This is a genomic window from Streptomyces sp. NPDC001851 (assembly GCF_040297165.1).
Taxonomy (GTDB): Bacteria; Actinomycetota; Actinomycetes; order Streptomycetales; family Streptomycetaceae; genus Streptomyces.
Genome location: NZ_JBEOYR010000014.1, coordinates 64164 through 86963 on the forward strand (window position 1 = coordinate 64164; position 22800 = coordinate 86963).

21 protein-coding genes and 1 pseudogene are annotated in these 22800 nt (G+C 67.8%); 10 read left to right on the top strand and 12 right to left on the bottom strand.

What is annotated here, in order from left to right; translation table 11 throughout:
* Window positions 1-49 precede the first annotated feature (49 nt).
* From ABT171_RS21630 to ABT171_RS21675, 10 genes and pseudogenes are all read right to left on the bottom strand, one after another.
* Entirely contained in the window at window positions 50-2101 is a 2052-nt protein-coding gene (locus tag ABT171_RS21630) for a restriction endonuclease (protein ID WP_351246142.1), read from the bottom strand.
* A gap of 216 nt (window positions 2102-2317) precedes the next feature.
* A pseudogene (locus ABT171_RS21635) lies at window positions 2318-2446 on the bottom strand (hypothetical protein); the annotation flags it as partial.
* Between the two features lie 263 nt (window positions 2447-2709).
* Window positions 2710-2847: an SAVED domain-containing protein gene (locus tag ABT171_RS41930; protein ID WP_503076023.1), complete on the bottom strand. Its 138-nt coding sequence runs from the start codon at window positions 2845-2847 to the stop codon at window positions 2710-2712.
* A 697-nt stretch (window positions 2848-3544) separates the two neighbouring features.
* The gene (locus ABT171_RS21645) at window positions 3545-4588 is read right to left on the bottom strand and encodes a serine hydrolase domain-containing protein (protein ID WP_351246146.1); all 1044 of its coding nucleotides are present in this window, start codon (window positions 4586-4588) and stop codon (window positions 3545-3547) included.
* 95 nt (window positions 4589-4683) lie between these two features.
* Entirely contained in the window at window positions 4684-5772 is a 1089-nt protein-coding gene (locus ABT171_RS21650) for a glycosyltransferase family 4 protein (RefSeq protein WP_503076180.1), read from the bottom strand.
* A gap of 23 nt (window positions 5773-5795) precedes the next feature.
* On the bottom strand, window positions 5796-6332 hold the full coding sequence (locus ABT171_RS21655; protein WP_351246150.1) for a dCTP deaminase: 537 nt from the start codon (window positions 6330-6332) through the stop codon (window positions 5796-5798).
* Window positions 6329-6868, bottom strand: a complete 540-nt coding sequence (dcd, locus tag ABT171_RS21660; protein ID WP_351246152.1) for a dCTP deaminase — start codon at window positions 6866-6868, stop codon at window positions 6329-6331. The genes ABT171_RS21655 and dcd overlap by 4 nt, the downstream gene beginning before the upstream one ends.
* A complete protein-coding gene (locus ABT171_RS21665; RefSeq protein WP_351246154.1) occupies window positions 6865-8103 on the bottom strand; it encodes a metallophosphoesterase in 1239 nt (412 codons plus the stop codon). Before ABT171_RS21665 ends, dcd begins: the two co-directional genes overlap by 4 nt.
* Window positions 8100-9419: a carboxyvinyltransferase gene (locus ABT171_RS21670; RefSeq protein WP_351246156.1), complete on the bottom strand. Its 1320-nt coding sequence runs from the start codon at window positions 9417-9419 to the stop codon at window positions 8100-8102. The genes ABT171_RS21665 and ABT171_RS21670 overlap by 4 nt, the downstream gene beginning before the upstream one ends.
* 2 nt (window positions 9420-9421) lie before the next feature.
* A complete protein-coding gene (locus ABT171_RS21675) occupies window positions 9422-9859 on the bottom strand; it encodes an ATP-binding protein (protein ID WP_351246158.1) in 438 nt (145 codons plus the stop codon).
* Between the two features lie 175 nt (window positions 9860-10034).
* Here ABT171_RS21675 and ABT171_RS21680 point away from each other — a divergent pair, with 175 nt between their 5' ends.
* Entirely contained in the window at window positions 10035-11306 is a 1272-nt protein-coding gene (locus ABT171_RS21680) for a helix-turn-helix domain-containing protein (protein ID WP_351246162.1), read from the top strand.
* Complete coding sequence (locus ABT171_RS21685; RefSeq protein WP_351246164.1) at window positions 11303-11857, top strand: flavoprotein; 555 nt, start codon at window positions 11303-11305, stop codon at window positions 11855-11857. Before ABT171_RS21680 ends, ABT171_RS21685 begins: the two co-directional genes overlap by 4 nt.
* A 172-nt stretch (window positions 11858-12029) precedes the next feature.
* On the opposite strand, the gene ABT171_RS21690 is transcribed toward ABT171_RS21685, so the two are convergent.
* A complete protein-coding gene (locus ABT171_RS21690; RefSeq protein ID WP_003974483.1) occupies window positions 12030-12467 on the bottom strand; it encodes a hypothetical protein in 438 nt (145 codons plus the stop codon).
* A gap of 586 nt (window positions 12468-13053) precedes the next feature.
* On the opposite strand from ABT171_RS21690, the gene hemL reads away from it, so the two are divergent.
* The 8 genes from hemL (at window position 13054) to ABT171_RS21730 (ending at window position 21263) form a co-directional block, all read left to right on the top strand.
* Window positions 13054-14370, top strand: coding sequence for a glutamate-1-semialdehyde 2,1-aminomutase (gene hemL / locus ABT171_RS21695; RefSeq protein ID WP_351246466.1), 1317 nt, complete (start codon window positions 13054-13056; stop codon window positions 14368-14370).
* 47 nt (window positions 14371-14417) lie between these two features.
* Window positions 14418-15077, top strand: a complete 660-nt coding sequence (locus ABT171_RS21700) for a histidine phosphatase family protein (protein WP_351246468.1) — start codon at window positions 14418-14420, stop codon at window positions 15075-15077.
* Window positions 15078-15224: 147 nt separating this feature from the next.
* The gene (locus ABT171_RS21705; RefSeq protein WP_351246166.1) at window positions 15225-16487 is read left to right on the top strand and encodes a polysaccharide deacetylase family protein; all 1263 of its coding nucleotides are present in this window, start codon (window positions 15225-15227) and stop codon (window positions 16485-16487) included.
* A 116-nt stretch (window positions 16488-16603) separates the two neighbouring features.
* Window positions 16604-17194 carry a TlpA family protein disulfide reductase gene (locus tag ABT171_RS21710; RefSeq protein WP_351246168.1) on the top strand — a complete coding sequence of 197 codons (591 nt, stop codon included), beginning with the start codon at window positions 16604-16606 and terminating at the stop codon, window positions 17192-17194.
* 1 nt (window position 17195) lies between these two features.
* On the top strand, window positions 17196-17966 hold the full coding sequence (locus ABT171_RS21715) for a cytochrome c biogenesis CcdA family protein (RefSeq protein ID WP_351246170.1): 771 nt from the start codon (window positions 17196-17198) through the stop codon (window positions 17964-17966).
* Between the two features lie 3 nt (window positions 17967-17969).
* Window positions 17970-19697, top strand: a complete 1728-nt coding sequence (gene resB, locus ABT171_RS21720; protein WP_351246172.1) for a cytochrome c biogenesis protein ResB — start codon at window positions 17970-17972, stop codon at window positions 19695-19697.
* Window positions 19694-20770 (top strand): c-type cytochrome biogenesis protein CcsB, encoded by a 1077-nt coding sequence (gene ccsB / locus ABT171_RS21725; RefSeq protein WP_351246174.1) that lies wholly within the window; start codon window positions 19694-19696, stop codon window positions 20768-20770. The genes resB and ccsB overlap by 4 nt, the downstream gene beginning before the upstream one ends.
* Window positions 20771-20795: 25 nt before the next feature.
* Window positions 20796-21263, top strand: a complete 468-nt coding sequence (locus ABT171_RS21730; RefSeq protein ID WP_351246176.1) for an SRPBCC domain-containing protein — start codon at window positions 20796-20798, stop codon at window positions 21261-21263.
* Here ABT171_RS21730 and ABT171_RS21735 read toward each other — a convergent pair.
* A complete protein-coding gene (locus ABT171_RS21735; RefSeq protein WP_351246178.1) occupies window positions 21260-22675 on the bottom strand; it encodes a condensation domain-containing protein in 1416 nt (471 codons plus the stop codon). The genes ABT171_RS21730 and ABT171_RS21735 overlap by 4 nt on opposite strands.
* Window positions 22676-22800 lie beyond the last annotated feature (125 nt).

A 22800-nucleotide genomic window follows, 5' to 3' on the forward strand; every position in this document is an offset into this window, starting at 1 on the left:
ACGGTCACCACAGGACACGGCACTGACTTCCACCGCCGGACTTAACGAACTACCGGTAGAGGCCCCTCTCAATTGCAACCGCAAGAGAGCGAAGGCGCTTCGCTGCCGATCGCGCATCACTAATCCGATAGGTCGCGTAGCGCGGATCTGGCCCGTCCTCGATACTCCGCACAATATCCGAGCCAAGGCGATCAAACAGCCTGAACGTCTCAAGTAGCTCATCAATATTTGGCGCCAATTGCGATCCGCGCTCAATCAGCGAAATGTCACGAGCTGAAACCGCCTCCTCCGTTTCTGACTCGACTTTCAGTCGAGAAATCACGAGAGTCAAGATGTCAAGCTCCCGCTGCCGTGCGTCGATTAGGCCAGCTAGCCTCGACAATCCATCTGGCGTCTCGAATAGAATTCCGATATCCGCTGGTCTCAGGCCAAGCGCCTCCGATGAGCTGACGACTTGACCCAACTCTTCAGCGGTGATGAGCGCCCACTGCTTCTTCTGGGCCATATTCTTGATGGTGTCGCCACTGAATCCAGGACCAATGATTGCAACGTATTCCGCGGAGCGCTTTTCCTTGTGCGTGTCAATCGCTACGTCACTCACATTGTTGTGTGAGACTCGGCCAGATGACGTCGACTTTCCGTCCACAATTGCGGTCCGCAATGATCCATTGCTGTCGTACCATTGCACCAGGATATCAGTGTCGCCAGGACCGCTAATTCGCTGTGTCCGGAAACCCATATGCCTAAACGCGTTCTCGATGCATCCTTCAAATGCGGCACCCGACGCTTCCCCATCGGCGGACGGGTCGGCGGATGTGCGCAGCAGCGATTCCATAATGAGGGAGACTTCGTCCGGTTCGCCTAGCGCCCGTGGTGTCAATGCGGGCGCTGGCTCAAGCTGTGCAGCAGCCTCCGGAATGCGTGGTTCAGCAAGGGGGAGCGTCTCAATAAGGTGTAGCCCAGTCGCCGTGGCTTGTACCGACGACCAAGATGTCTCGACGAGCAGGCCCGATTCAATCATGAAAGCCGTGAGCCAACGCACCTTGTCCTTATTCAAGCCATACTTGACGCCTTCTTGATACACATCATTACGTGGAGCAGTAATCTTTGCCGCGCGAACCAGTTCGCCGACGAACTTCATATTCGCGTGAAGGATTCGAATGAAATCAATATCCGATCCTGTCTCCAGCCATGCCTTGGCTGCCGGCGTTGCGGAGAATACTCCGCGGCGAACTTCTTGCAGCAGTCCAGCGGCCCGCATGAATGGCAACATGGAATCAACGCTGCTGCGCTTCAGGCCAAACCGATCCGCAATAAACCTTAGCAGTGCATCCTTTTCAATCTGATCTGATGCTGCCGCAATGCAAGTCCGCATATTTTCAATCTTGTTAGGGTCCTCCTTTGGGCTTGGAACCCAAATGTTGTAGGTGTTTCTAGCCTCTTGGGCGCCTTGAGTTGTGGCTAGCTGTTCGAGAAGGGTGGCAATCTCCTCTGGAGCTTCAGGGATGTCAACCACTTCACCTGAGTCGTGAATGGCCAAGGCTGAAGGCGTCACGATTTCCCAGGTGGCAAAGAGTTTGCGCCCCTCAGGCGTCGCGCTTTGCTTCCGCCCTCCGAGCCATTCGACCATCCCCAAGACTTCAAGCCACGTCATCCGAAGGCGTGTATTTTGTACGGATTTCCAGTCGAGATTATATGACTCGACCAATTCAGCGTTAGCCTCTTCGACTGTCAGCGGTTCACGCACGAGTAGTCCGAGCACCTCTGCGAATAGCCGGGTTCGATCAGCCATCAAAGAGGCGAGACGTGAGCACGACTCGTCTGCGAGCAGTTCAGAGCCATCGGTGGTCAGTCGAAGAACGCCCTTTCGATTCTGGATCAATCCCATCTGGCGCAGCGCGTACGAGTATTGCCGCCAAGATCTTGGTGACTCTACACTCGATAGGATTGGGTGCGCGTCGAGATCAACAGCTTCGCCGTTGTCAATCATCCGAACGAGTTCAAGAGTGAGCGGAAGGATCTCATCTTTCCCGCACAGGAGGTTGGGCGCAGATGACGCCTGCTGCATCCACTTGTTTCGCTGGATTGCGAGAGCAGTCATATCCGAAGTGGCGGCCGGTCGACCGTCGGCTGCGCGGAGGTGACCCGGTTTCATCACTTTTCCTACCCCGTCTCTTCCAGCTCCAGGTTTACTGAACCCTCATATTACTTCCTGCCCCAGCAGTGCAGCAGCACTTTGAAGAAATTCCAGTCTTCTGCGGCGCGAGCCCGGATAATGCCACGCACTTACACCTACCGAGCGCTCACGATTTCCCGCTCACGTCAGATGTCCGGCGAGGCGCTGCGCGAGTTCTTCGGGCGTTATGGTTTCGATGCCTAGGGCGCGGATCTTGTTGAGCTTGCTGTCGGTGTTCTCTCCGGCGACGACGAGGTGAGTGCAGACGGAGACGCTTGAGGATGCGCGGCTCCTGCCCTAGTGATCAGTTCGGTCATCTCGGTGGGGACCGGTCCACGAGTGGTCTTGACATAGAGCCGGTGACGATCACGGCCATCCCGGCCAGCGGCAGCTCGCTTGCAACCTTCTCGGCGGTCGACTCCGTGTCCACCTCGGGATCTACGCGCGGGATCCTTGATTGGCACCCGCACTATGTGAAGCCATGTCCCGGCCTGCCAAACACGAGCAGCTCAACGCTCCTCAGCTTGAACTTTTTACGCCTCCATGGTGAATGCTGCTTCGTATGCACTGTCGATCTTGATGTCCTCGTACACGACGGTCTGGCATAGACGGTTCCACCGGTTGCCCAGCAGAACAGCAACTCCCATGGGGCAGGCGAGGAAGAGGTGCATGCGCCGGATCCTACGGGTGGAGCGTCTGGATGAACTGCAGGTGCAGCGTGACCGAGGTGAGCACCTGGGTGCCGTCGGCGGTGAGCAGACACCCCCTGTCGTTCGGTTCGCCGGTGTACAGCACCGGAACGACGTCGATTCAGACCGCTGCTCCGCATGGTGATCCAGATGGCGTGGTCCGACGTCTTTAAGCCGTCCGCCTCCATGGTGGCGCCATAGAACCTCGATACAGCGGCCTCGCAGCCAGGTCGGCATCGTCGAGACGTCGATGTCGGTATTCGTGGTCCGCAGGTAGGCGGCGACGTCTGCATCGGACCCCGTGCCGTTCCTGCGTCGGTCGCCGTGCTACCGGACGATCGGAGCTTCACCAGATCGAAGTCGGGGTGGGCCGCGATGTGGTCCTCCGACCGCTCCCGCAGGTGCTTAACCTGTCGGCGGCGCTCCTCTGCCTCCTCCGCCGGCACGTTCACCTTGCTCTGCGCGAATGCTTTGAGGACCTTGTGGTCGACGTAGCGCTCTCCCGCCATAGCTGTTGCCTTCCACCCGAGAAGCTGATCGGCAGAAGAACAGACTTACCACCCACCACTGACAAACCCGTTCCGAAGTTGCGAGCGATAGCCCCGCTCCGGTATCGGGCCTTCCGTGGTGGTTGGAGCCTGGGGAGGGCCGTCTTCACGCCGTCCCACCACCCGGTTCCTTACCTGAAGGTGAGTTCGCGGAAGGCATTACGGATGTCGGTCAGCGGTCCGCGGTCGCGGGTGTAGTAGAGCTTGTTGGTCAGGAGAACCGCCCAGCGGTCCTTGGTGGCAGAGATCCACATGCCTGTGCCGGTGAAGCCGTAGTGGACCCAGGCGTCCTCGTCGGCGGTCGTGCCGGGAGCGGGGTGCCAGAACAGGCCACGAGTTGGCTGGAGCTCGCCCGTCTGGATGGTCAGGGACCGGGTGATCCACCTGCTGCCGAAACCAGCCCGCACATGGGACGTGTCGGGGGCGAGCATGTACCGGAGGAAGGCAGCGAGATCGTCGAGGACAGTGAAGGCGCCGGCGATGCCGCAGACGCCGCCCAGGAGGCGGGCCGAGAAGTCGTGGGCGACTCCCTTGAGGTGGGTGTCGGTGTCCTGGTCGAGTTCAGTGGGCGCGCAGCGGGCGGCGAGGTCGGCGGGCAGCGGGCCGAAGCGGGTGGAGGTCATGCCCAGTGGGTGCCAGGTGCGGGCGGCGGCCAGTTGGTCCAAAGGCTGGCCGGAGAGGTGTTCGGCGAGGTAGCCCAGGATGAGGGCAGCCCGGTCGGTGTACTCGACGGCTTCTCCAGGTGTCCGATGGAGTCGTTCACGGAGGACGCCTCGGCGGATCTCCTCGGGGTTGGTGCCGTAGAGGTTCTTCAGTTGGGCTCGTAGCGGGACACCGGCGGTGTGGGTCAGCAATTGTTGGGTGGTGACGGTGCCGAGTGGGTGGCCAGCGACCTCGGGCCAGAACGTGCCGAGCGGCTCGTCGAGGTCGAGGGTGCCGTCCTCCCAGAGGGCGCCGACGGAGGACCAGACGGCGAGGATCTTGGTGAGGCTGGCGGCGTCGAAGACGGTGTCAGCGCGCATCGGTACGTCCGGCTCGTCGGGGTCGAGGACGCCGGTGGCGCCCTGGGCGAGGATGCCGGTGGCGTCGCCGACGGCCCACACGGCGCCCGGGTACACCTTGTCGCGGACTCCCTCGTCGAGCAGGGCTTCGATGCGGTCGCGGGCGTACGTCATGGTCTCCCTCTTCGCCGGGGGTATCCCGTCGGTCAGCGTAGTGACGTTCGCGGAGCGGTTCGGGTAGTGACGTGTCGGGTCGTCTGGCGGTCGGTTCATGTGAGCTGTCGGCCGAGGTCGGTCAGGGATCGTGCGGTTGCCGAGAGGGGATAGCGTGCTGCGTTGGCATAGCTCGCCTGTCGGAGGGCGGTCAGCAGCCCGGGTGTCTTTCTCAGCCGGTCGAGGTCGCGCGCGAGTGCGGCGGAGTGGGTGAAGTCGGTTGCCATGCCGGAAGCGGCGAGGACTTCGTTGAGGCCGGGGACGGGCTGGTAGAGGACGGGGAGTCCGCACGCTTGGGCTTCCAGTGCGACCAGTCCCATGGCTTCCAGGGTGGTGGACGGCACGACCAGTACGTCGTGTTCGGTGAAGGCTTTCCACAGCTGTGGGCGGCGGAGCCAGCCGAGGTAGCGCGCTCGTACGCCGGCTCGTTGCAGCAGTGGAGCCAGTGCGCGGAACTGGGCTCTGGGCGCGGCGACGCTCAGTTCGACGCCGGGCACGGGAGCCAGGCTCTTGATCAGTGTCTCGGCGCCCTTTTCGGCGGTCAGGCGTCCTGCGTACAGGAGCCGCAGGTGGCTGGTGGAGGTGCGTGCCGGCTGGGCGGGCGGGGTGGTGAGCAGATGGTCGGGGATGCCCCAGGGGATATGGATGATCTTGCGGTGTTCGATCTGCGGGGCGAGCTTGAGGAGGCGGTCGGCCATTGCGGTGGTCGGGACCACGATGGCGTCGGCGGCCCTGGCTGTTTCGCGTAGCACCTGGAGCTGGTCTCGGTGGGTCTCGGCGAAGAGCAGGTCCGTGCCGTGGACGAGGGCGATCCGGGGATGCGAGGGCAGAGCCCGGATGAGGGCAGGAGTGGCGCCGAATGCGAGGTGCTGCAAGTGGAGGACGCCGATCTGTGTGGGATCGAGCGTGGCTGTAAGCGCTCTGCGCAGGGTGGCGACGTAGCGGCTGAAGGCCGTTCCTTCCAGGCATTTGCCCGCTACGGGGAGCACGTTGAGTCCGGCGGGTGGACGGGGAGCGTGACCAGGTGGTGCGAGCATGAAGGCGCGGGACGGGATGAGGGGTTGTTGGCCGGTGTAGAGGTCGAGGAAGAGCTCGACGCTGCCGCCGGCGCTTCCGACGGGGAGATCCAGGAAGGTGGCGGCCATCGGACCGGAGGCCGAGCGAGGGTTCACCGCGCTCCTCCGTCGATCTCCTCGTAGAGGCGCGAGATGTCGATGCCTTCCGTGGACGCGTACTTGGCAGGCTGCTGCTGGTAGCTGCCCGGGGCGCCGAAGGTGGTGAGGAAGACGAGTTTGCCGAAGGTCATGCCCGGATACACGCGCACCGGTCGAGCGGCGCGGATCTCCAGCGTCCAACGGATCGCATGGCCCTGGTGTCCGAGCGGAGCCGAGACGTGAACCCAGATGCCTAGGGATCCGGTGGTGCGGTCGCCGTTCAGTAGCTGCGCGTACGTCTCCGAACCGGTCCGCTCCAGCGTGATGCCGAGGTAGAGCAGGTCGGGGCGCAGCACGAGGCCGGTGTCGGGGATGGGCTGTTCGGTGAAGGCGGTAGGGGTCGCGGCGTCGAGGTTGCCGTCGCAGACGCGAATCGTGTCGCCGAGCCGCCAGTCGTAGGCGTTGGGGGAGACGCGGCTGGGCTCGTACGGGTCGATGGTGATCTCGCCGGCCTGGACCGCGGCGGCGATGGCGAGGCCGGTGAGGATCACGATGCCACCGCCCGGAGTCGGGCGAGGTCTCGCCAGTAGGCGGAGGGCTGCGGTCCTGCGGCGGCCTGGTACTTGCCGCGGTAGAGGTCGATGGCGCCAGTGGAGACGAAGAACATGATCTGCCCGATCGCCATGCCGGCGTACACGCGCAGCGGTCGGATCGGGGTGAGCATGAGCGTCCACTGGCCATGGAAGCCGATGTCGCCGATGGGGGCGGTGATCTCGACGAACAGGCCGAGGCGGCCGACGGAGGAGCGGCCGAACAGCAGCGGCACGAAGGTGTCGGAGCCGACCTCTTCGAGGGTGTGGCCGAGGTAGAGCTCGCCTGGCTGGAGGATGTGCCCGTCCGGGCCGATGGTGGTTGCGCGGGTGGGGTTGGGCCGGTGTGCGTCCAGGACCGTGCTCGTGTAGGTGATCAGGGTGGGGCCCAGACGCACGTTGTAGCTGTTGGGGTTGACCTGGCCGGCGGCGAACGGGGTGATGCGGAGGCGGCCGTCGTGAGCGGCAGCGTTGATCTCCGGGCCGGTGAGGATCATTGCCTGCCTTCTTCCGCGGTGTCGGGAGCGATGAGGACGTGCTGGACGGCCTGGTCCAGACGCAGGCCGGCCTCGTGCGTGCACTCGCCGAGGTAGGTCTCGGCGAGGTAGTCGGTGGTCAGCACGGTGGTGATCGCGTCAGGCAAGGGATCGGGTGCGATGACGAGCGGGCCGGTCTGGGCGGTCAGATGTGACAGCCAGCCAGTGAAGTCCCTGCGTGCCGGCTCGGGTACGTGGGCGTTCACCAGCTGGTTGGCGAACGGCTCGATGGAGAGCAGGTCGCCCTGGGTGAGGGTGTCGCCGAGTGGTACGGCGCGTAGTGCCGTCTCGTTGAGGATGACCGCGTCTGATCCGAGTGCCGTACGCAGGCGGGTGGTGAGGTCCATGAGCAGGCTGCGCCGGTCGAGGGACTGGTGGCGGTAGGCCGGTCTGATCGGGCCGAGGACGCCGGCCAGCTGCTGCTTGACGTCCTCGATGCGTGAGCGCAGGCCCACAAGCTCCGTGGGAACGACGCTCGGGGCCCGATCCGGGAAGGACGTGGTGCCCGCACCCCATCCCCTGCCCACGGGCGTGGCGATGGCATAGCCGTCGGCGAGTTCCCGGCCCTTGACGACCAGGGTGTCTTCGATCCGGACCGGCCCGTACTGATTGCTGTGGCAGTGCCCGGCGAGGACCACGTCGAGGAAGGGAGAGGCTGCCGCGAGTTTCCGGTCCTCGTCGAAGCCGGAGTGGCTGAGCAGGACCCAGCTGTCCACCTCGTGGTGGTGAGCGAGCATCAGCTCGCCTAGGGCCTGGAGGGGATCGATGACACAGTGGCCGGTTCGCTGGGAGGCTGGGATCGAGTGGAAGGCTTGCCGACCGATCACAGCGGTTACGCCGACGCGACGTCCAGCGATGTCCGCGATGTACAAGCGGCGGAAGAGTGCGTCGCCGGTGTTGGCGTCGACGACGTTGGCACAGACAGTGCGCCGGTGAAGGTCCGGCTCGAAGTGGTGACCCCAGCCGTGGTTGCCGGGGGCCAGCACGTCGTACAGCTTGAGCAGGATCTCCCGCTCGATGGTGCCGCGGGCGAGGCGGTAGTAGCCGCTGCCTTCGAAGAAGTCGCCGCAGTCCACGATGAGCGAGGTCGGGCGCAGCGCGTGGAGGTGGGTCAGGAACGGCGCGGCGTTGTGGAAGGAGGAGTGGACGTCGGTCGTGGCAACGATCTGGCGCAGGTTCCGGCCGTCGGTGGTCATGGGGTGACCTCGCAGATGTCGGCGCCCAGGGTGCGCAGCTTGCCGGACAGGTCGGCGTGGCCGCGGCGCAGTTGGTCGAGGCCGCCGATAGTGGTGACGCCTCGGGCGGTGAGGCCGGCGACCATGAGGGCGGACCCGGTGCGGATGTCAGTGGCTTCGACGCCCGCGCCCGTCAGCTGTTGGGGCCCGGCCAGGCGGCATTCGGTGGGGGAGATCTCGTCGATCTCGGCGCCCAGGCGGGACAGCTGCGGCAGCAGGTTGCCGTGGCGGCCGGGATTGATGGCGTCGGCGAACAGGTGCGTACCGGGCAGTCCGAGGGCGAGTGCCATGAGCGGTGGTTCGAAGTCGGCGTCCAGGCCGGCCGGGCTCAGGGAGGCGATGGCCCGCAGGGGACGGCCAGTGGGGGCTGTCTCCTGGGCGCGGACGGTAAGGCCATTCGGCTCCGCGTCTGCGGGGATGCCGAGCTGATGAAGGGCAGCCACGAACGGGCCCACGTCCTTGCCCTGCACGCCGTCGATACGGGCAGTACCGCGCGTCGCGGCGATCGCGCAGGCCAGTGTGGCTGCCTCGATCTTGTCTCCGGGCACTGTCCAGGCAGCGGGGGCAGTCGGCGGCGAGGAGGGCGGTGAGAGAGTGAGTGCATGCTCGCCGACTCGCGTCTCCCAGCCCACCGAACTGAGGGCGTCGAGCACGCTCAGGACTTCGGGCGAGAGGTTTGGCTGACCCAGCCGTAAAGGTCGGCCGGTTGTGAAGGCGCGCAGTGTCGCGGCCACGGTCGCACCGCGGGAGCGGAAGGGCAGTGCGATGGAGACGGTGCCGGTCTGTGAGGTGTGGGCCTCGATGCCGTATCCGGAACTGTCCTGCCGGCTCTGGTCGCCGAACGCCTCGTACACCTTGAAGTGCAGATCCATCCCGCGCGCACCGATCCGGCAGCCGCCTGGCCAGGGCAGCCGCGCCTGGCCGTAACGCGCGAGCAGGGCGGGGACGAGGTAGTACGAGGCTCGGATGTGGGCTGCCTGCGCCAGATCGGGCAGTCCCCGAGATGACTCCGTCGGCAGGATCACATGGGTGGTCGGTTCGCCGACAGGCTGCGTGACATGCCAGCCCGCTTGTTGCAGCAGAACGAGCATGACCTGGACGTCCGTGCTGTCCGGGACGTTGCTCAGCCGAACCGGGCGGTCGAGGGCAGCCGTGGCGGCCAGGAGCGGCAGAGCGGCGTTCTTGGACCCGTCGACGCTCACGGTGCCGGCGAGCGGCGGCCCAGGGCGTACGGCGATCACCTCGGCGGCCACGCCGGGGGCGTGGGTGGTCGTCATCATCAACTCCTCTGCAGAGGAAGGAAACAGGCCATGTCCTGGCTGGGTTTGGTGATCAGATCGATCTCGGCCCAGCAGCGCTTGCCGTTCTCCGTCGGCTCGGCGCGGTACCGGTCAGCGAGAGCGGCGACGAGGAACAGGCCCCGGCCGCCCTCGCTGTCCGCATCGGGCAGAGCCGGCTGGGGCAGCACCGGGCTCGCGTCGCAGACCTCGACTCGCAGGACGGCCTCGTCGAGACAGACTGTGAGCGAGGCCGATCCGGTGCCGGCGTACTGCACCGCGTTGGTGACGAGCTCGCTGACCACTAGTGCAGCCGCGTGCACCACCTCGGCGTCCAGCTCCGTGTTCCAGCCCGCTATCGCGACCACGGTCTGGTGCCGGGCCTCGCTCGCTGCGGCGGGCGTCGAGGGCAGGGAAAGAGCGAGCTGGTGCGCTTCCATGAGCGGCCTCCCGGTGTAGGTGGGGCCACACCAAGCAACCAGCCCGTCGCCGTGAGCGGTTAGCTCGTGCGCGTGTGCTGCATGAGTTATGCAGGAGCTGCATCACCGCCAACTACGACTGATCTATGCTCGATTGAGCAGGCAGGATCAGCGACGGCGGAGGGAGCCGTGGCAGATGGCCGATGCATATGGGGAAGCGAGACGGATCGGAGAACGGATCCGTCGGGCACGGGTGTTACAGCGGCGTTCACAGCACGACGTGGCCGCAGCGCTCGGGTATCACCAGTCCAAGGTGAGCCGTCTGGAGAGCGGTCGTGGCACGGAGGACATCCGCGTATTACGCGCCGTCGCGCAGGAACTGGACATCCCACCTGACGAGTTGGGCCTCGCCCCCGCTCAGGGCGCCTCTGTCGCCGACCCAGAAGCTGATGACATGCACCGCCGCACCTTCCTTGCCGCGAGCATTGCAGCGCTCGCGACCCCGGCCGGCTCTTCGGCCCCGCACACCGCCCTCGTCCAGGCACTCTTGCCCGGCCCCGGCCACGCGGGCACCGGTGGCCCACAGGACACGGCCGTCCTGTACGAACGAGTCGGATCGGCGCTCAGGCTCTTCCACGCCTGCCACTACACAGAGCTGGAGCGCACCCTCCCGGATCTGATCGGTGACCTGCGACTGGCCGCCAGCGAGGCGACGGCCAGGGGCACGGTGTCCGGGCTCCTGGCCACGGCGTACCAGACCGCGACCAGCCTGCTGCTCAAACAGCACGACCAGGGCAACGCATGGCTCGCCGTCGGCCGGGCGATGGCCGAAGCAGAACGTTCGGGCGACCCGGTGGTCCTCGCCTCCAGCGTCCGTGTCCAGGCCCACGTCCTGGTGCGCGAGAAGCACGCCACCGAAGCTGTCACTTTGGTCAGGCACACCGCCGACCAGCTCACCGGTTCCTACGACCGGCGCCCTCCGAAGTACCTCGCCGCCGTAGGACTGCTGCTCCTGCGCGGCGTGACCGCGGCCAGCAGCCGCGGTGATCGCGCGGCCACGAAGGAATTCCTCACTGAGGCCAAGGAAGTCTCCCGGTACGTGACCCTGGACCGGTGTGACGCCTGGGCCACCTTCAGCCCGACCAATGTCGCCTTGCACGAGCTGAGCGCCCTGGTGGCCTTCGGTGACGCCGGCCTTGCCCTCCAGGCGGCCCGACCCCTCATGCGCCGACACATCCCGGTCCCCGAGCGCCGCGCCGCCCTATGGGTCGAGGCGGCCCGCGCGTACAGCCAGCAGGGCCGCCTCGCCGACGGCTACCAGGCGCTGCGCATTGCCGAGACCTGCGCCGCCCAGGACATCCGCCGTCCCGACGTCCGCAACCTGGTCGCCGACATGGCCGCCCGCGACCGCCGTCGTACGCTGCCGGAACTGCACCACTTCAGCCGCCAACTGGGAGTCCCCGCGTGACCGAACCGACCGCCCCGGACAAGAAGCCCTTCCTGTACGTCGTCGTGTGCGCGGCCGGTGTCGCCCGTGACGTCGGCAAGCTGATCACCGCTGCCCAGGAGGCGAACTGGGACGTCGGTGTCGTCGCCACACCGCAGGGCCTCGGCTTCATCGACGCGACTGCGGTCGAGGCACAGACCGGCTACCCGATCCGCTCCGCCTGGCGCTCGCCGGGCGACCCTCGTCCGCTGCCGCCGGCGGACGCCATCGCGGTCGCCCCGGCCACCTTCAATACGATCAACAAGTGGGCCGCCGGGATATCCGACACCCTGGCGCTGGGCATCCTGTGCGAGGCGTACGGCATGGGCATCCCGACTGTGGCGCTGCCCTACCTGAACTCCGCCCAGGCCGCCCACCCCGCCTACCAGGAGAGCCTGGACCGGCTGCGAGGCATAGGTGTCCTGATCGGCTCATGCGAACCGCACCGGCCGAGGGCTGGCGGCGCGGCGGATGCCTTCCGCTGGGAGGAAGCACTGGAGTTGCTGGAGCCTCTGATCAGCACGGTGCAGTGACGCCATCCTTCCCCATGAGCGGGTCGCGACGATCAGCGCCCACGGCGACCCGCCCGCCGTGTCCGAGTGAAACCACCGTCCCCCTTCGAGGTGCCTGGCCGCCCGACGGCCCCCTCCGGCACTGAAAAGGGCGAGGCCCGAAGGCCCCGCCCGATCCGCAAGGAACGCCGGCTCAGGGCCAGACAAGGCAATAGGGCTGGTGCCCCGCCTCATGCAGCCGATGCGAGAAGTCCTGCCACTCGTGCAGCAACTGGTACACATTGAACGCGTCCCGCGGACCCCCTCGGTCCGGGACCGTCGACCAGATGAAGGCCGCCGCGCCGACCGCCTCCTCGCCGATGCCGCGCAGGGGGTCGACGACGGTCATGGGGAGCTTGACGACCGCGTAGTCGGGGTGCAGGACGACCAGTTCCAGGGGCGGGACCTTGTGCAGGGGGACGCCCTCGATGCCGGTCAGGACCATCGCGGCCATCGTCTCCGGCTTGATCTTGGTGAACATGCCGTTCATGCCCAGCTCGTCGCCGCCGAGTTCCTCGGGACGCATCGAGATGGGGACGCGGGCCGCGGTCGCGCCGTCCGGCGCGCCGAAGTATTTGTACGTCACCCCCACCCGACCACCATTCCTGCTCCCCGCCCTCAGGCGGTCGGCCCGGTGGTCGGACCGGCCGTCGATCGGTCGCTCCAGCCGGCTCTCCAGCTGCCGATCACCCTGCCGGTCGTACCGCTCGGGCTCACCCGGTACACCCTGTGTCTGACGTGCGTCGCTCTGTCGTGCCTCGCTCTGCCGTGCTTCGGTCGCTTCGTCCGCGTCGCGCCGGTGCCTTCCCCGCCGGGCACGTCGAGGACCCAGGTCATCAGTCCCCTCGCCCAGTCCGCCACCGCGATGCATATCTCCACCCGACTGCTTTTCTAGGACGCGTGGCCCCCGCCGCGCAACCCGATCATCGTGTCAGTGACCTCCCCCACGGCCGCCCGCCGAAACGTGCGGTGAACAACCAGTCCACGGGTTCTGGTCCGGCCCCTGATCATTACGTGCGTGAGAGCTGTGTGTATCAGCTCTCAGTCTCGCAGATGGCGGATGGCGGCGCTTGGATCTTGAGGCGGGCCACGCGCCCGTCGGGTCGCGGCCTACCCTGAGGAGGTCACCCCAGCAGCCGGAGTCCGAGAAGCCGGAGAAGCAGCAGGTCATGAGTGCCCTGAGCGAAATGCCCTATCCCTACGACGCGCCCGCCTCCCAGGCGCTGTTCGACCGTGCCTCCGGCGTCACGCCCGGCGGTGTGAACTCGCCGGTGCGCGCCTTCCGCGCCGTCGGCGGCACGCCCCGCTTCATGGTGTCCGGCCAGGGCCCGTACCTCACCGACGCCGATGGCCGCGAGTACGTCGACCTCGTCTGCTCCTGGGGGCCCATGATCCTCGGGCACGCGCACCCCGAGGTCATCGCCGCCGTCCAGGAGGCCGTCGCCCGCGGCACCTCCTTCGGCACGCCCGGTGAGGGCGAGGTCGCGCTCGCCGAGGAGATCGTCGCCCGGGTCGAGCCCGTGGAGCAGGTGCGGCTGGTCAGCAGCGGCACGGAGGCGACCATGAGCGCGATCCGGCTCGCCCGCGGGTTCACCGGCCGGTCCAAGGTGATCAAGTTCGCCGGGTGCTACCACGGGCACGTGGACGCGCTGCTCGCCGCCGCCGGGTCCGGGGTCGCCACGTTCGCGCTGCCCGACACCCCCGGTGTCACCGGCGCCCAGGCCGGCGACACGATCGTGCTGCCGTACAACGACCTGGAGGCCGTGCAGGAGGCCTTCCACCGGTACCCGGGTGAGATCGCCTGCGTGATCACCGAGGCCTCGCCCGGGAACATGGGCGTCGTGCCGCCGGACCCCGGGTTCAACCAGGGACTGAAGGACGCCTGCCGCAAGAACGGCGCCCTCTACGTCTCCGACGAGGTCATGACCGGGTTCCGTACCAGCCGTGCCGGCTGGTACGGCATCGACGGGGTCAAGCCGGACCTGATGACCTTCGGGAAGGTCATGGGGGGCGGTTTCCCCGCCGCGGCCTTCGGCGGGCGGGCCGATGTGATGGCCCACCTCGCCCCCGCCGGGCCCGTCTACCAGGCCGGCACCCTCTCCGGGAACCCCGTCGCCACCGCCGCCGGGCTCGCCCAGCTGCGGCTGCTGGACGACGCGGCGTACGAGAAGGTCGACGCCGTGTCCGCGCAGATCCAGTCCCTGGTCAGCGAGGCGCTCGGCAAGGAGGGCGTCGCGCACCGGGTGCAGACCGCCTCCAACATGTTCTCGGTGTTCTTCACCGACCGGCAGGTCCGCACCTACGAGGACGCCAAGCGGCAGGAGTCGTACCGCTTCACCGCGTTCTTCCACTCGCTGCTGTCGAACGGCGTCTACCTGCCGCCGTCGTCCTTCGAGTCCTGGTTCGTGTCCACGGCCCACGACGAGCGGGCCATCCAGAAGATCGCCGACGCCCTCCCGGCGGCGGCCCGGGCGGCTGCGGAGGCCACCGCGTGAGCATCAGCAACGGCAGCAGGGACAAGGACGTCACCGTCGTCCACCTCATGCGGCACGGTGAGGTCGACAACCCGGACGGGGTGCTGTACGGGCGGCTGCCCGGGTACCACCTGTCCGAGCTGGGGCGGCAGATGGCGGACCGGGTCGCCGAGCACCTCGCCTCCCGGGACGTGACGTACGTCTGTGCCTCGCCGCTGGAGCGGGCTCAGGAGACGGCCACCCCGGTCGCCAAGGCGCACGGCCTCGACCTGGACACCGACGAGCGGCTCATCGAGGCCGACAACGTCTTCCAGGGCAAGACCTTCGGGGTGGGGGACGGCGCGCTGCGCAGGCCCGAGAACTGGAAGCACCTGGTCAACCCGTTCAAGCCGTCCTGGGGTGAGCCGTACGTCGACATCGTCGTGCGGATGATGGGCGCGCTGAACGCGGCCAAGGACCAGGCACGCGGGCACGAGGCGGTGCTGGTCAGCCATCAGCTGCCGGTCTGGATCGTGCGCTCCTACGTCGAGCGGCGGCGGCTGTGGCACGATCCGCGCAAGCGGCAGTGCACGCTCGCCTCCCTGACGTCCTTCACCTATCTCGGCGACAGGATCGTGTCGGTCGGCTACAGCGAGCCCGCCATCGATCTCGTCCCGGCCCATCTGCGGGCCGGTGCCAAGCCGCAGAAGGGCACGGGCACCGCCCAGGGGAAGGCCTTCGGAGCCTGAACCAGCGGTTTCTGACGGTCCGTTTGGAGTCGCTTAGCACGGTTTTTCGGTACCCGTTACTAAAACCATACAAATTAACGGAACCTCCCCGATCGTCGCGCCCTCTGACTGGGTGACCATCAACCGGCGCAACGATCGGGGATCTCCATGCGCACCGTCTCCCGGACCCACTCCCGCAGGGGAATGCTCGGACTCGGCGCGGGCGTGGCGGCCGCCGCCACCCTGGCCGGCTGCGGGAGCCACACGTCATCGGACGGCTCCGGGCGGCCGGACGGTTCCGATCAGGGGAAGAACGCCGAGGGCGGCGGGACCGGCTCGCGTCCGGGCAAGCCGATCGGGGACGGCTCCACGTCCTTCACGGGCAAGCAGCCGCACCAGCCGGCCAAGCCCGAGCCGCTGCAGCCGGGCCAGACCCCGCCGCAGTTCGTCATCTTCTCCTGGGACGGCGCCGGCGAGGTCGGCAACGGACTCTTCCCGCGCTTCCTGGACCTCGCCAAGGAACACGGCGCGAGCATGACCTTCTTCCTCTCGGGGCTCTACCTGCTGCCCGAGTCGAAGAAGCGGCTGTACCTGCCCCCGAACAACCCGCGCGGCGCCTCCGACATCGGTTACCTCACCGACGAGCACATCAAGGCGACGCTCACGAACGTGCGCCGGGCCTGGCTGGAGGGCCACGAGATCGGCACCCACTTCAACGGGCACTTCTGCTCCGGCCACGGCACGGTCGGCAACTGGACCCCGCGCCAGTGGAAGAGCGAGATCGACCAGGCGAAGGCGTTCGTGAAGCAGTGGCGGACCAACACCGGCTGGCACGACCTGCCCTCGCTGCCCTTCGACTACGACAAGGAGCTGGTCGGCGGCCGTACGCCCTGCCTGCTCGGCCAGAACAACCTGCTGCCCACCGCCCGTGAGCTGGGCTGGCGCTACGACGCCTCCTCGCCGGGCGGCCGCCAGGTGTGGCCGCAGAAGCGGCTCGGGATCTGGGATCTGCCGCTACAGCAGATACCTTTCCCCGGACGTTCCTTCGAGGTGCTCTCGATGGACTACAACATGCTCGCCAACCAGTCCGTGAACTCCACCAAGGCGCCCGCCTACAACTACCCGGCCTGGCGCAAGCAGTCCGCGCAGGCGTACATAGCGGGCTTCCAGCGGGCATACGAGACAAACCGGGCACCGTTCTTCATAGGCAACCACTTCGAGCACTGGAACGGCGGCATCTACATGGACTCCGTCGAGGAGGCCTTCAAGCACATCGCGCGGGAGAAGGAGAAGGGCGCGGACGTGCGGCTGGTCTCCTTCCGGCAGTTCGTCGACTGGATGGACGTGCAGAAGCCCGAGGTGCTCGCCAAGCTGCGCACGCTGGGCGTCGGGCAGAAGCCCGCCGCCGGGTGGAAGAGCTTCCTGGCCTAGGGCCGGGCCCTGGCGTGCTGCCGGAAATGTCCCGTGTAAATACGCCCTGAAATGCGGTTTTCCGCCCGGCAGGGGGGTGCCACAGATCGCCGGGACGGGCATGCGAAACTTTTCACATGAGTACCCGTAGCCGCGCCGCCCTGCTCAGCGCCGTGGCCGCCGTGGCGGCCCTGTCCCTGTCCGCGTGCGGCAAGGGCGGCATCTCCGGCGGCGGTGGCAACACCAACTTCGTCACCGGCAACAACGGCATCGAGACCGTGCCGGCGGGCAAGCGCGCCGCGGCCCCGGACCTGTCCGGCGAGACCATCGACGGCAAGACCCTGGACGTCGCCCGGTACAAGGGCCAGGTCGTCGTCATCAACGTCTGGGGCTCGTGGTGCGGCCCGTGCCGCGAGGAGGCGCAGTACTTCTCCAAGGTGTCGAAGCAGTACGAGGGCAAGGGCGTGCAGTTCGTGGGCATCAACACCCGCGACACGAGCACGACCCCCGCGGTCGCCTTCGAGAAGGAGCACGGGATCGCCTACCCGAGTCTCTACGACCCGTCGGGCAAGCTGATGCTCCGCTTCCAGAAGGGCACGCTCAACCCGCAGCTCATCCCCTCCACGCTCGTCATCGACCGGCACGGGAGGGTCGCCGCCAGGGCCCTGGAGGCGCTCGACGACACCTCCCTGCTGGACATGCTCAAGCCGGTCGTGGCGGAGAAGTGACATGAGCGCACTCGTGACGCTGGCCGAGACCGGCCGGAACATGACCGTACTCAACGGCGCCCTGATCGTCTCCGCGCCGATCGCCCTGATCGGCGGGCTGGTCTCGTTCTTCTCGCCCTGTGTCCTGCCGCTCGTCCCCGGCTACCTCTCCTACGTCACCGGTGTCGCCGGCACGGACCTGGCCGAGGCCAGGCGGGGGCGGATGGTCGCCGGAGCCTCCCTGTTCGTGTTCGGCTTCAGCGCCGTGTTCATCTCGACCGGGGCGCTGTTCGGCTTCTTCGGCCAGAACCTGCGGGCCTACCAGGACACGCTCACCGAGGTGCTCGGCGCGCTCATGATCCTCATGGGCGTGTTCTTCATGGGTCTGCTGCCCGGCCTCACCCAGCGCGAGTTCCGCTTCCACCGGCGGCCGGTGACCGGCCTGGTCGGCGCGCCCCTGCTGGGAGCGCTCTTCGGCATCGGCTGGACCCCCTGCCTCGGCCCGACGCTGTCTTCCGTGAGCCTGCTCGCCATGCGGGAGTCCAGCGCCGGACGCGGAGCACTCCTGCTGGTCGTCTACTGCATCGGTCTGGGCATCCCGTTCGTCCTCACCGCGGTCGCCTTCCGCAAGGCGCTCGGTGCCTTCGGCTGGGTCAAGCGTCACTACGTGTGGGTGATGCGCATCGGCGGCGCGATGATGATCGTGACCGGTGTGCTGCTGCTGACCGGGGTGTGGAACAGCATGGTGCAACAGCTGCAGATCTGGTCCGACGGCTTCAATGTGGGGATCTGACCGATGAGCAAGACGGAAACCGGCAAGGGCCGGGACCAGCAGGACGGTCAGGAGGACCTCGGCGCGGCCGGCTCCCGGCTGTCCACCGCGCCGCGGGACGAGATCTCCTCCGCGCCCGCCCTCGGCGTCATCGGCTGGGCCCGCTGGTTCTGGCGCCAGCTGACCTCCATGCGGGTCGCGCTGCTGCTGCTCCTGCTGCTCTCGCTCGGCGCGATCCCCGGCTCGCTGATCCCGCAGAGCAGCGCCGACCTGAACAAGGTCGACGACTTCCGCAAGGCCCACAAGACGCTCGCGCCGGTCTACGACAAGCTCGGCCTGTTCCACGTCTACAGCTCGGTGTGGTTCTCCGCGATCTACATCCTGCTGTTCGTCTCCCTCATCGGCTGCATCGTCCCGCGCACCTGGCAGTTCGTCGGCCAGCTGCGCAGCCGGCCGCCGGGCGCGCCCAAGCGGCTGACCCGGCTGCCCGCGTACACGACGTGGCGTACGGAAGCCGATCCCGAGCAGGTCCGCGAGGCCGCGCTCGCCCTGCTGAAGAAGCGCCGCTTCCGCGCCCACGTCGCCGGTGACGCCGTCGCCGCCGAGAAGGGCTATCTGCGTGAGCTGGGCAACCTCGTCTTCCACATCGCCCTGATCGTGCTGCTGGTCGCCTTCGCCTCCGGCCAGCTGTTCAAGTCGGACGGCACCAAGCTGGTCGTCGAGGGCGGCGGCTTCGCCAACGCGCTCCCCAACTACGACGACTTCAAGTCCGGCAGCCTGTTCCAGAGCGACGACCTCGTGCCGTTCAGCTTCGACCTGAAGGACTTCAAGGGCACCTACGAGGTCACCGGCCCGAACCGGGGCACGCCGCGCACCTTCGAGGCGAAGATCGACTACAGCGAGGGTGCGTACGGCAAGGACAGGTCGACCACCATCAAGGTCAACGAGCCGCTGCGCATCGGCGACTCCAAGGTCTACCTCGTCAGCCACGGCTACGCGCCCGTCATCACCGTCCGCGACGGCAAGGGCAACAAGGTCTTCCACGACGCGGTGCCGCTGCTGCCGCTCGACGGCAACGTCACCTCCAACGGCGTGGTGAAGGTCTACGACGGCTACCGCAACCCGCAGGGCAAGACGGAACAGCTCGGTTTCCAGGCCTTCTTCGTGCCGACCTTCAACCCCAAGGCCGGCACGATGCTCTCGCAGTTCCCCGCGCTGGTGAACCCGCTGCTCGCGGTGAACGCCTACCACGGCGACCTCGGTGCCGTGAACGCGGGCATGGCGCAGAGCGTGTACCAGCTGGACAAGACGCACATGAAGGCGTTCAAGGACAGCAAGGGCCAGCTGCTGAAGAAGCTCCTGCAGCCGGGCGACACGCTCACGCTGCCGAACGGCGCCGGGTCCATCACCTTCGAGAAGGACGTCAAGGAATGGGCCGGCTTCGAGATCGTCCAGGAGCCCGGCGGCGGCTGGGCGCTCGGCGGCGCACTCGCCGCGATCCTCGGTCTGGCCGCTTCCCTGTTCATCCAGCGGCGCCGGGTGTGGGTGCGCGCGGTGCGCGGCTCCGACGGCGTCACGGTCGTCGAGATGGCCGGGCTGGGCCGCAGCGAGTCCGCCAAGGTGCCCGAGGAACTGGGCGCCCTCGCCGGAACCCTCTACGACCGGGCGCCGGGGGCTCCGGACCCCGGCGACGAGCCCGACGACGACTCCCCCGAACTTCCCGTCGTACCTGCCGAAGGGGCTGAGAAATGACTCTCGCCGCCGCAACGAACGAACACCTCGCGAGCGTCAGCAACACGCTGATCTACTCGGCCATGGCCGTCTACACGCTTGCCTTCTTCGCGTACATCGCCGAATGGCTCTTCGGCAGCCGCAGCAAGGTCGCCCGGACGGCCGCGGCGCTGACGGCGGCGTCCCCCGCGAAGGCTCCCGCCGTCACGGTGAAGCGGGCGGGGGGCACCGCCGTGCTGGAGCGGCCCGAGGTCGTCGTCCGCTCGGCGTCCGGCGCCCGTGACGTACCGGACGGGCCGGGCGCGCACGGCGGGGACGCGCAGGGCGACCTCTACGGCCGTATCGCCGTCTCGCTCACCGTGCTCGCCTTCCTGGTGGAGCTGGGCGGTGTCGTCTGCCGCGCGGCCTCCGTGGAGCGGGCGCCGTGGGGCAACATGTACGAGTTCAACATCACCTTCTCCACCGTCGCCGTCGGCGTGTACCTCGCGCTGCTGGCACTGCGGAAGAACGTGCGCTGGCTCGGGCTGTTCCTGATCACCACGGTCCTCCTCGACCTCGGCCTCGCCGTCACCGTCCTGTACACGGCGAGCGACCAGCTGGTCCCCGCGCTGCACTCGTACTGGCTGTACATCCACGTCTCCACCGCGATCTTCTGCGGCGCGGTGTTCTACGTCGGCGCGGTCGCCACGATCCTGTACCTGTTCAAGGACTCGTACGAGAACAAGCTGCAGACCGGCGGCAAGCCCGGCGCGTTCGCGACCTCGGTGCTGGAGCGCCTGCCCGCCTCCGCCTCGCTGGACAAGTTCGCCTACCGGGTCAACGCGGCCGTCTTCCCGCTGTGGACCTTCACGATCATCGCGGGCGCGATCTGGGCGGGCGACGCCTGGGGCCGGTACTGGAACTGGGACCCGAAGGAGACCTGGTCCTTCATCACCTGGATCGCCTACGCCTGCTACCTGCACGCCCGCGCGACGGCCGGCTGGAAGGGCCGCAAGGCCGCCTACCTGGCGATGCTCGCCTTCGGCTGCTGGCTGTTCAACTACTACGGCGTCAACATCTTCGTCAGCGGCAAGCACTCCTACGCGGGCGTGTGAGCCGCGGGTCGCCCACACTGGTGTCATGAGCGGTTCCATCGCACAGGGCACCAGCCAGACCCACGGGAACACGCACATACTCCACTTGCTGGTGCGGCTCCCGAGGCGCATGGAAGACGTCTGGCCGGCGGTGGCCACCCCCGAGGGACTCGGGGCGTGGTGCACCGCCGTCGACGTTCTGGAACCCAGGCTCGGCGGTGCGGTCACCCTGCGGGAGCTGGGCTCCGGCAGGGTCACGGCCTGGGACGTGGACCGGGTCGCGGAGTACACCGTCGCGCGCGGCCGGATCCGGTTCCACCTGGAGCGGGACGAGGGCGGCGGCTGCGCGCTGCGGTTCACCCACGAGTTCCAGGGCGAGGGGGAGTCGGAGCAGAACTGGCGGACCCGATTCGAACGTCTGATCGGACGCGGTGAGGGCGCGCAGGCCCTCCCGGGGCAGGAGCCCTCGCAGCCCACCGAGCCTGCGGAGCCCCTTCCCGGGCAGTTCACCTAGGACACCGCGGACAGGCTTCCGTGGGCCACCGAGGCGATGTGGTCGCGCAGCCGCTCGACGTACAGCCGCAGGTTCTTCGCCGCCACGTCCGTGTCCGGGTACCGGCTCGCCAGCCACAGCCCCTCGTGCAGCCGGTTCACCCACACGCACACCTGATCGCCGTACGACACCCGCAGCAGCGCGTGCGCCCGCTGCTCCGCCCAGCGTTCGGCGCCGGGGAAGGTCCGGGTGTCGACGTAGGAGACGATCGAGTACAGGTCGGGTGAGGTCGGCCGGAAGTCCGCGCCGAGCAGGCGCAGCACCCGGGCCAGCGGCATCCGGGCCAGTGACCGGTTGGCCTGCAGCTGCGCCCGCACCGCCCGCAGGGTCTCCGGGAAGCCCGCCGTACGGCCGACCGGGACCTCGATGGGAGCGCCGCCCACGTACCAGCCCACCGAGTCGTTCCACCGCGACTTCACCCGGGTGTGGAACGGCACCACGGTCCGGTACACCGACTGCCCGCCCAGCTCGTGCACGATCAGCCCGGTCGCGGCCAGCAGACCGACCATGCTGCCGCCGTACGGCCTGCAGTACGCCTCGAACGCCGCCGCCTCGGCCGCGTCCGTCAGCGGCTCGCACAGCATGCGCTGCCTCGGCAGCGGGCCGCCCGGCTCCACCCCCAGGTCGACCGGGAAGCCCGGCAGCATGCCGTCGCAGCGCTGGATGAACTCGCGCCAGCGCTCCACGACCGCGTGCCGGCCGTCGATGCCGTCCGCGTCGGCGCGCTCGATCTCGCAGAAGTCGACGTAACTCGCCGCCGGCGCCAGCGAGCCGGGCTCGGTGCCGGCCAGGCCCGCCGTGTACAGCTCGTCGATCTCGGCGGCGATCCGGGTCAGCGAGTAGGCGTCGACGTTGCTGTGGTCGAAGGCCATGTACACGCTGACGCCGTCGTCCCGGACGACCGCGGTGTAGATCAGGTTCGGCCAGCGCAGCGCGTCGGCGACGGTGTCGAAGCGGTCCTGGAGGTGCCGGACCAGCTCGTCGGCGTCGTCGAAGTCGCCCGCGTCCTCGCGGTGCAGGGACACATCCGCGGCGTCCAGCGTGAAGCGCCGCAGTTCGTCTCCGGAGGGGCCGGCCCAGCGGAAGCCGCTGCGCAGCGTCTCGTGCCGCACCGTCCAGGTGCGCAGCGCCTCCTGGAGCGCGTCGAGGTCGACCGGGCCCGGCAGGTCGAAGGCGGTGCCGAGCCAGGTGGGCACGAACAGCCCGTCCTCCCGGACGCACCTGGCCGTCCTGATGTGCGACTCCTGGATGTAGGCGGGCGGCCGGGAGTCCTCCGGCAGTGCCGTCGCCGCCGCCACGGTCGCCGGGCTCAGCGTCCATTCGACGAGCCGTCCCGGCCGGACCTCGCAGCGCTGGATGTCAGTGATTCGCACGCGTCTCCTATCGGCAAAAAAAGGGGGGCCCTGAAGACGGGCCCCCTTGATGGCAATGCCACGGGACGCGGCCGGGACATGCCCGCCCGGTTCTTTTCAACGGATCGGGTGGTGGGCCGAACGCG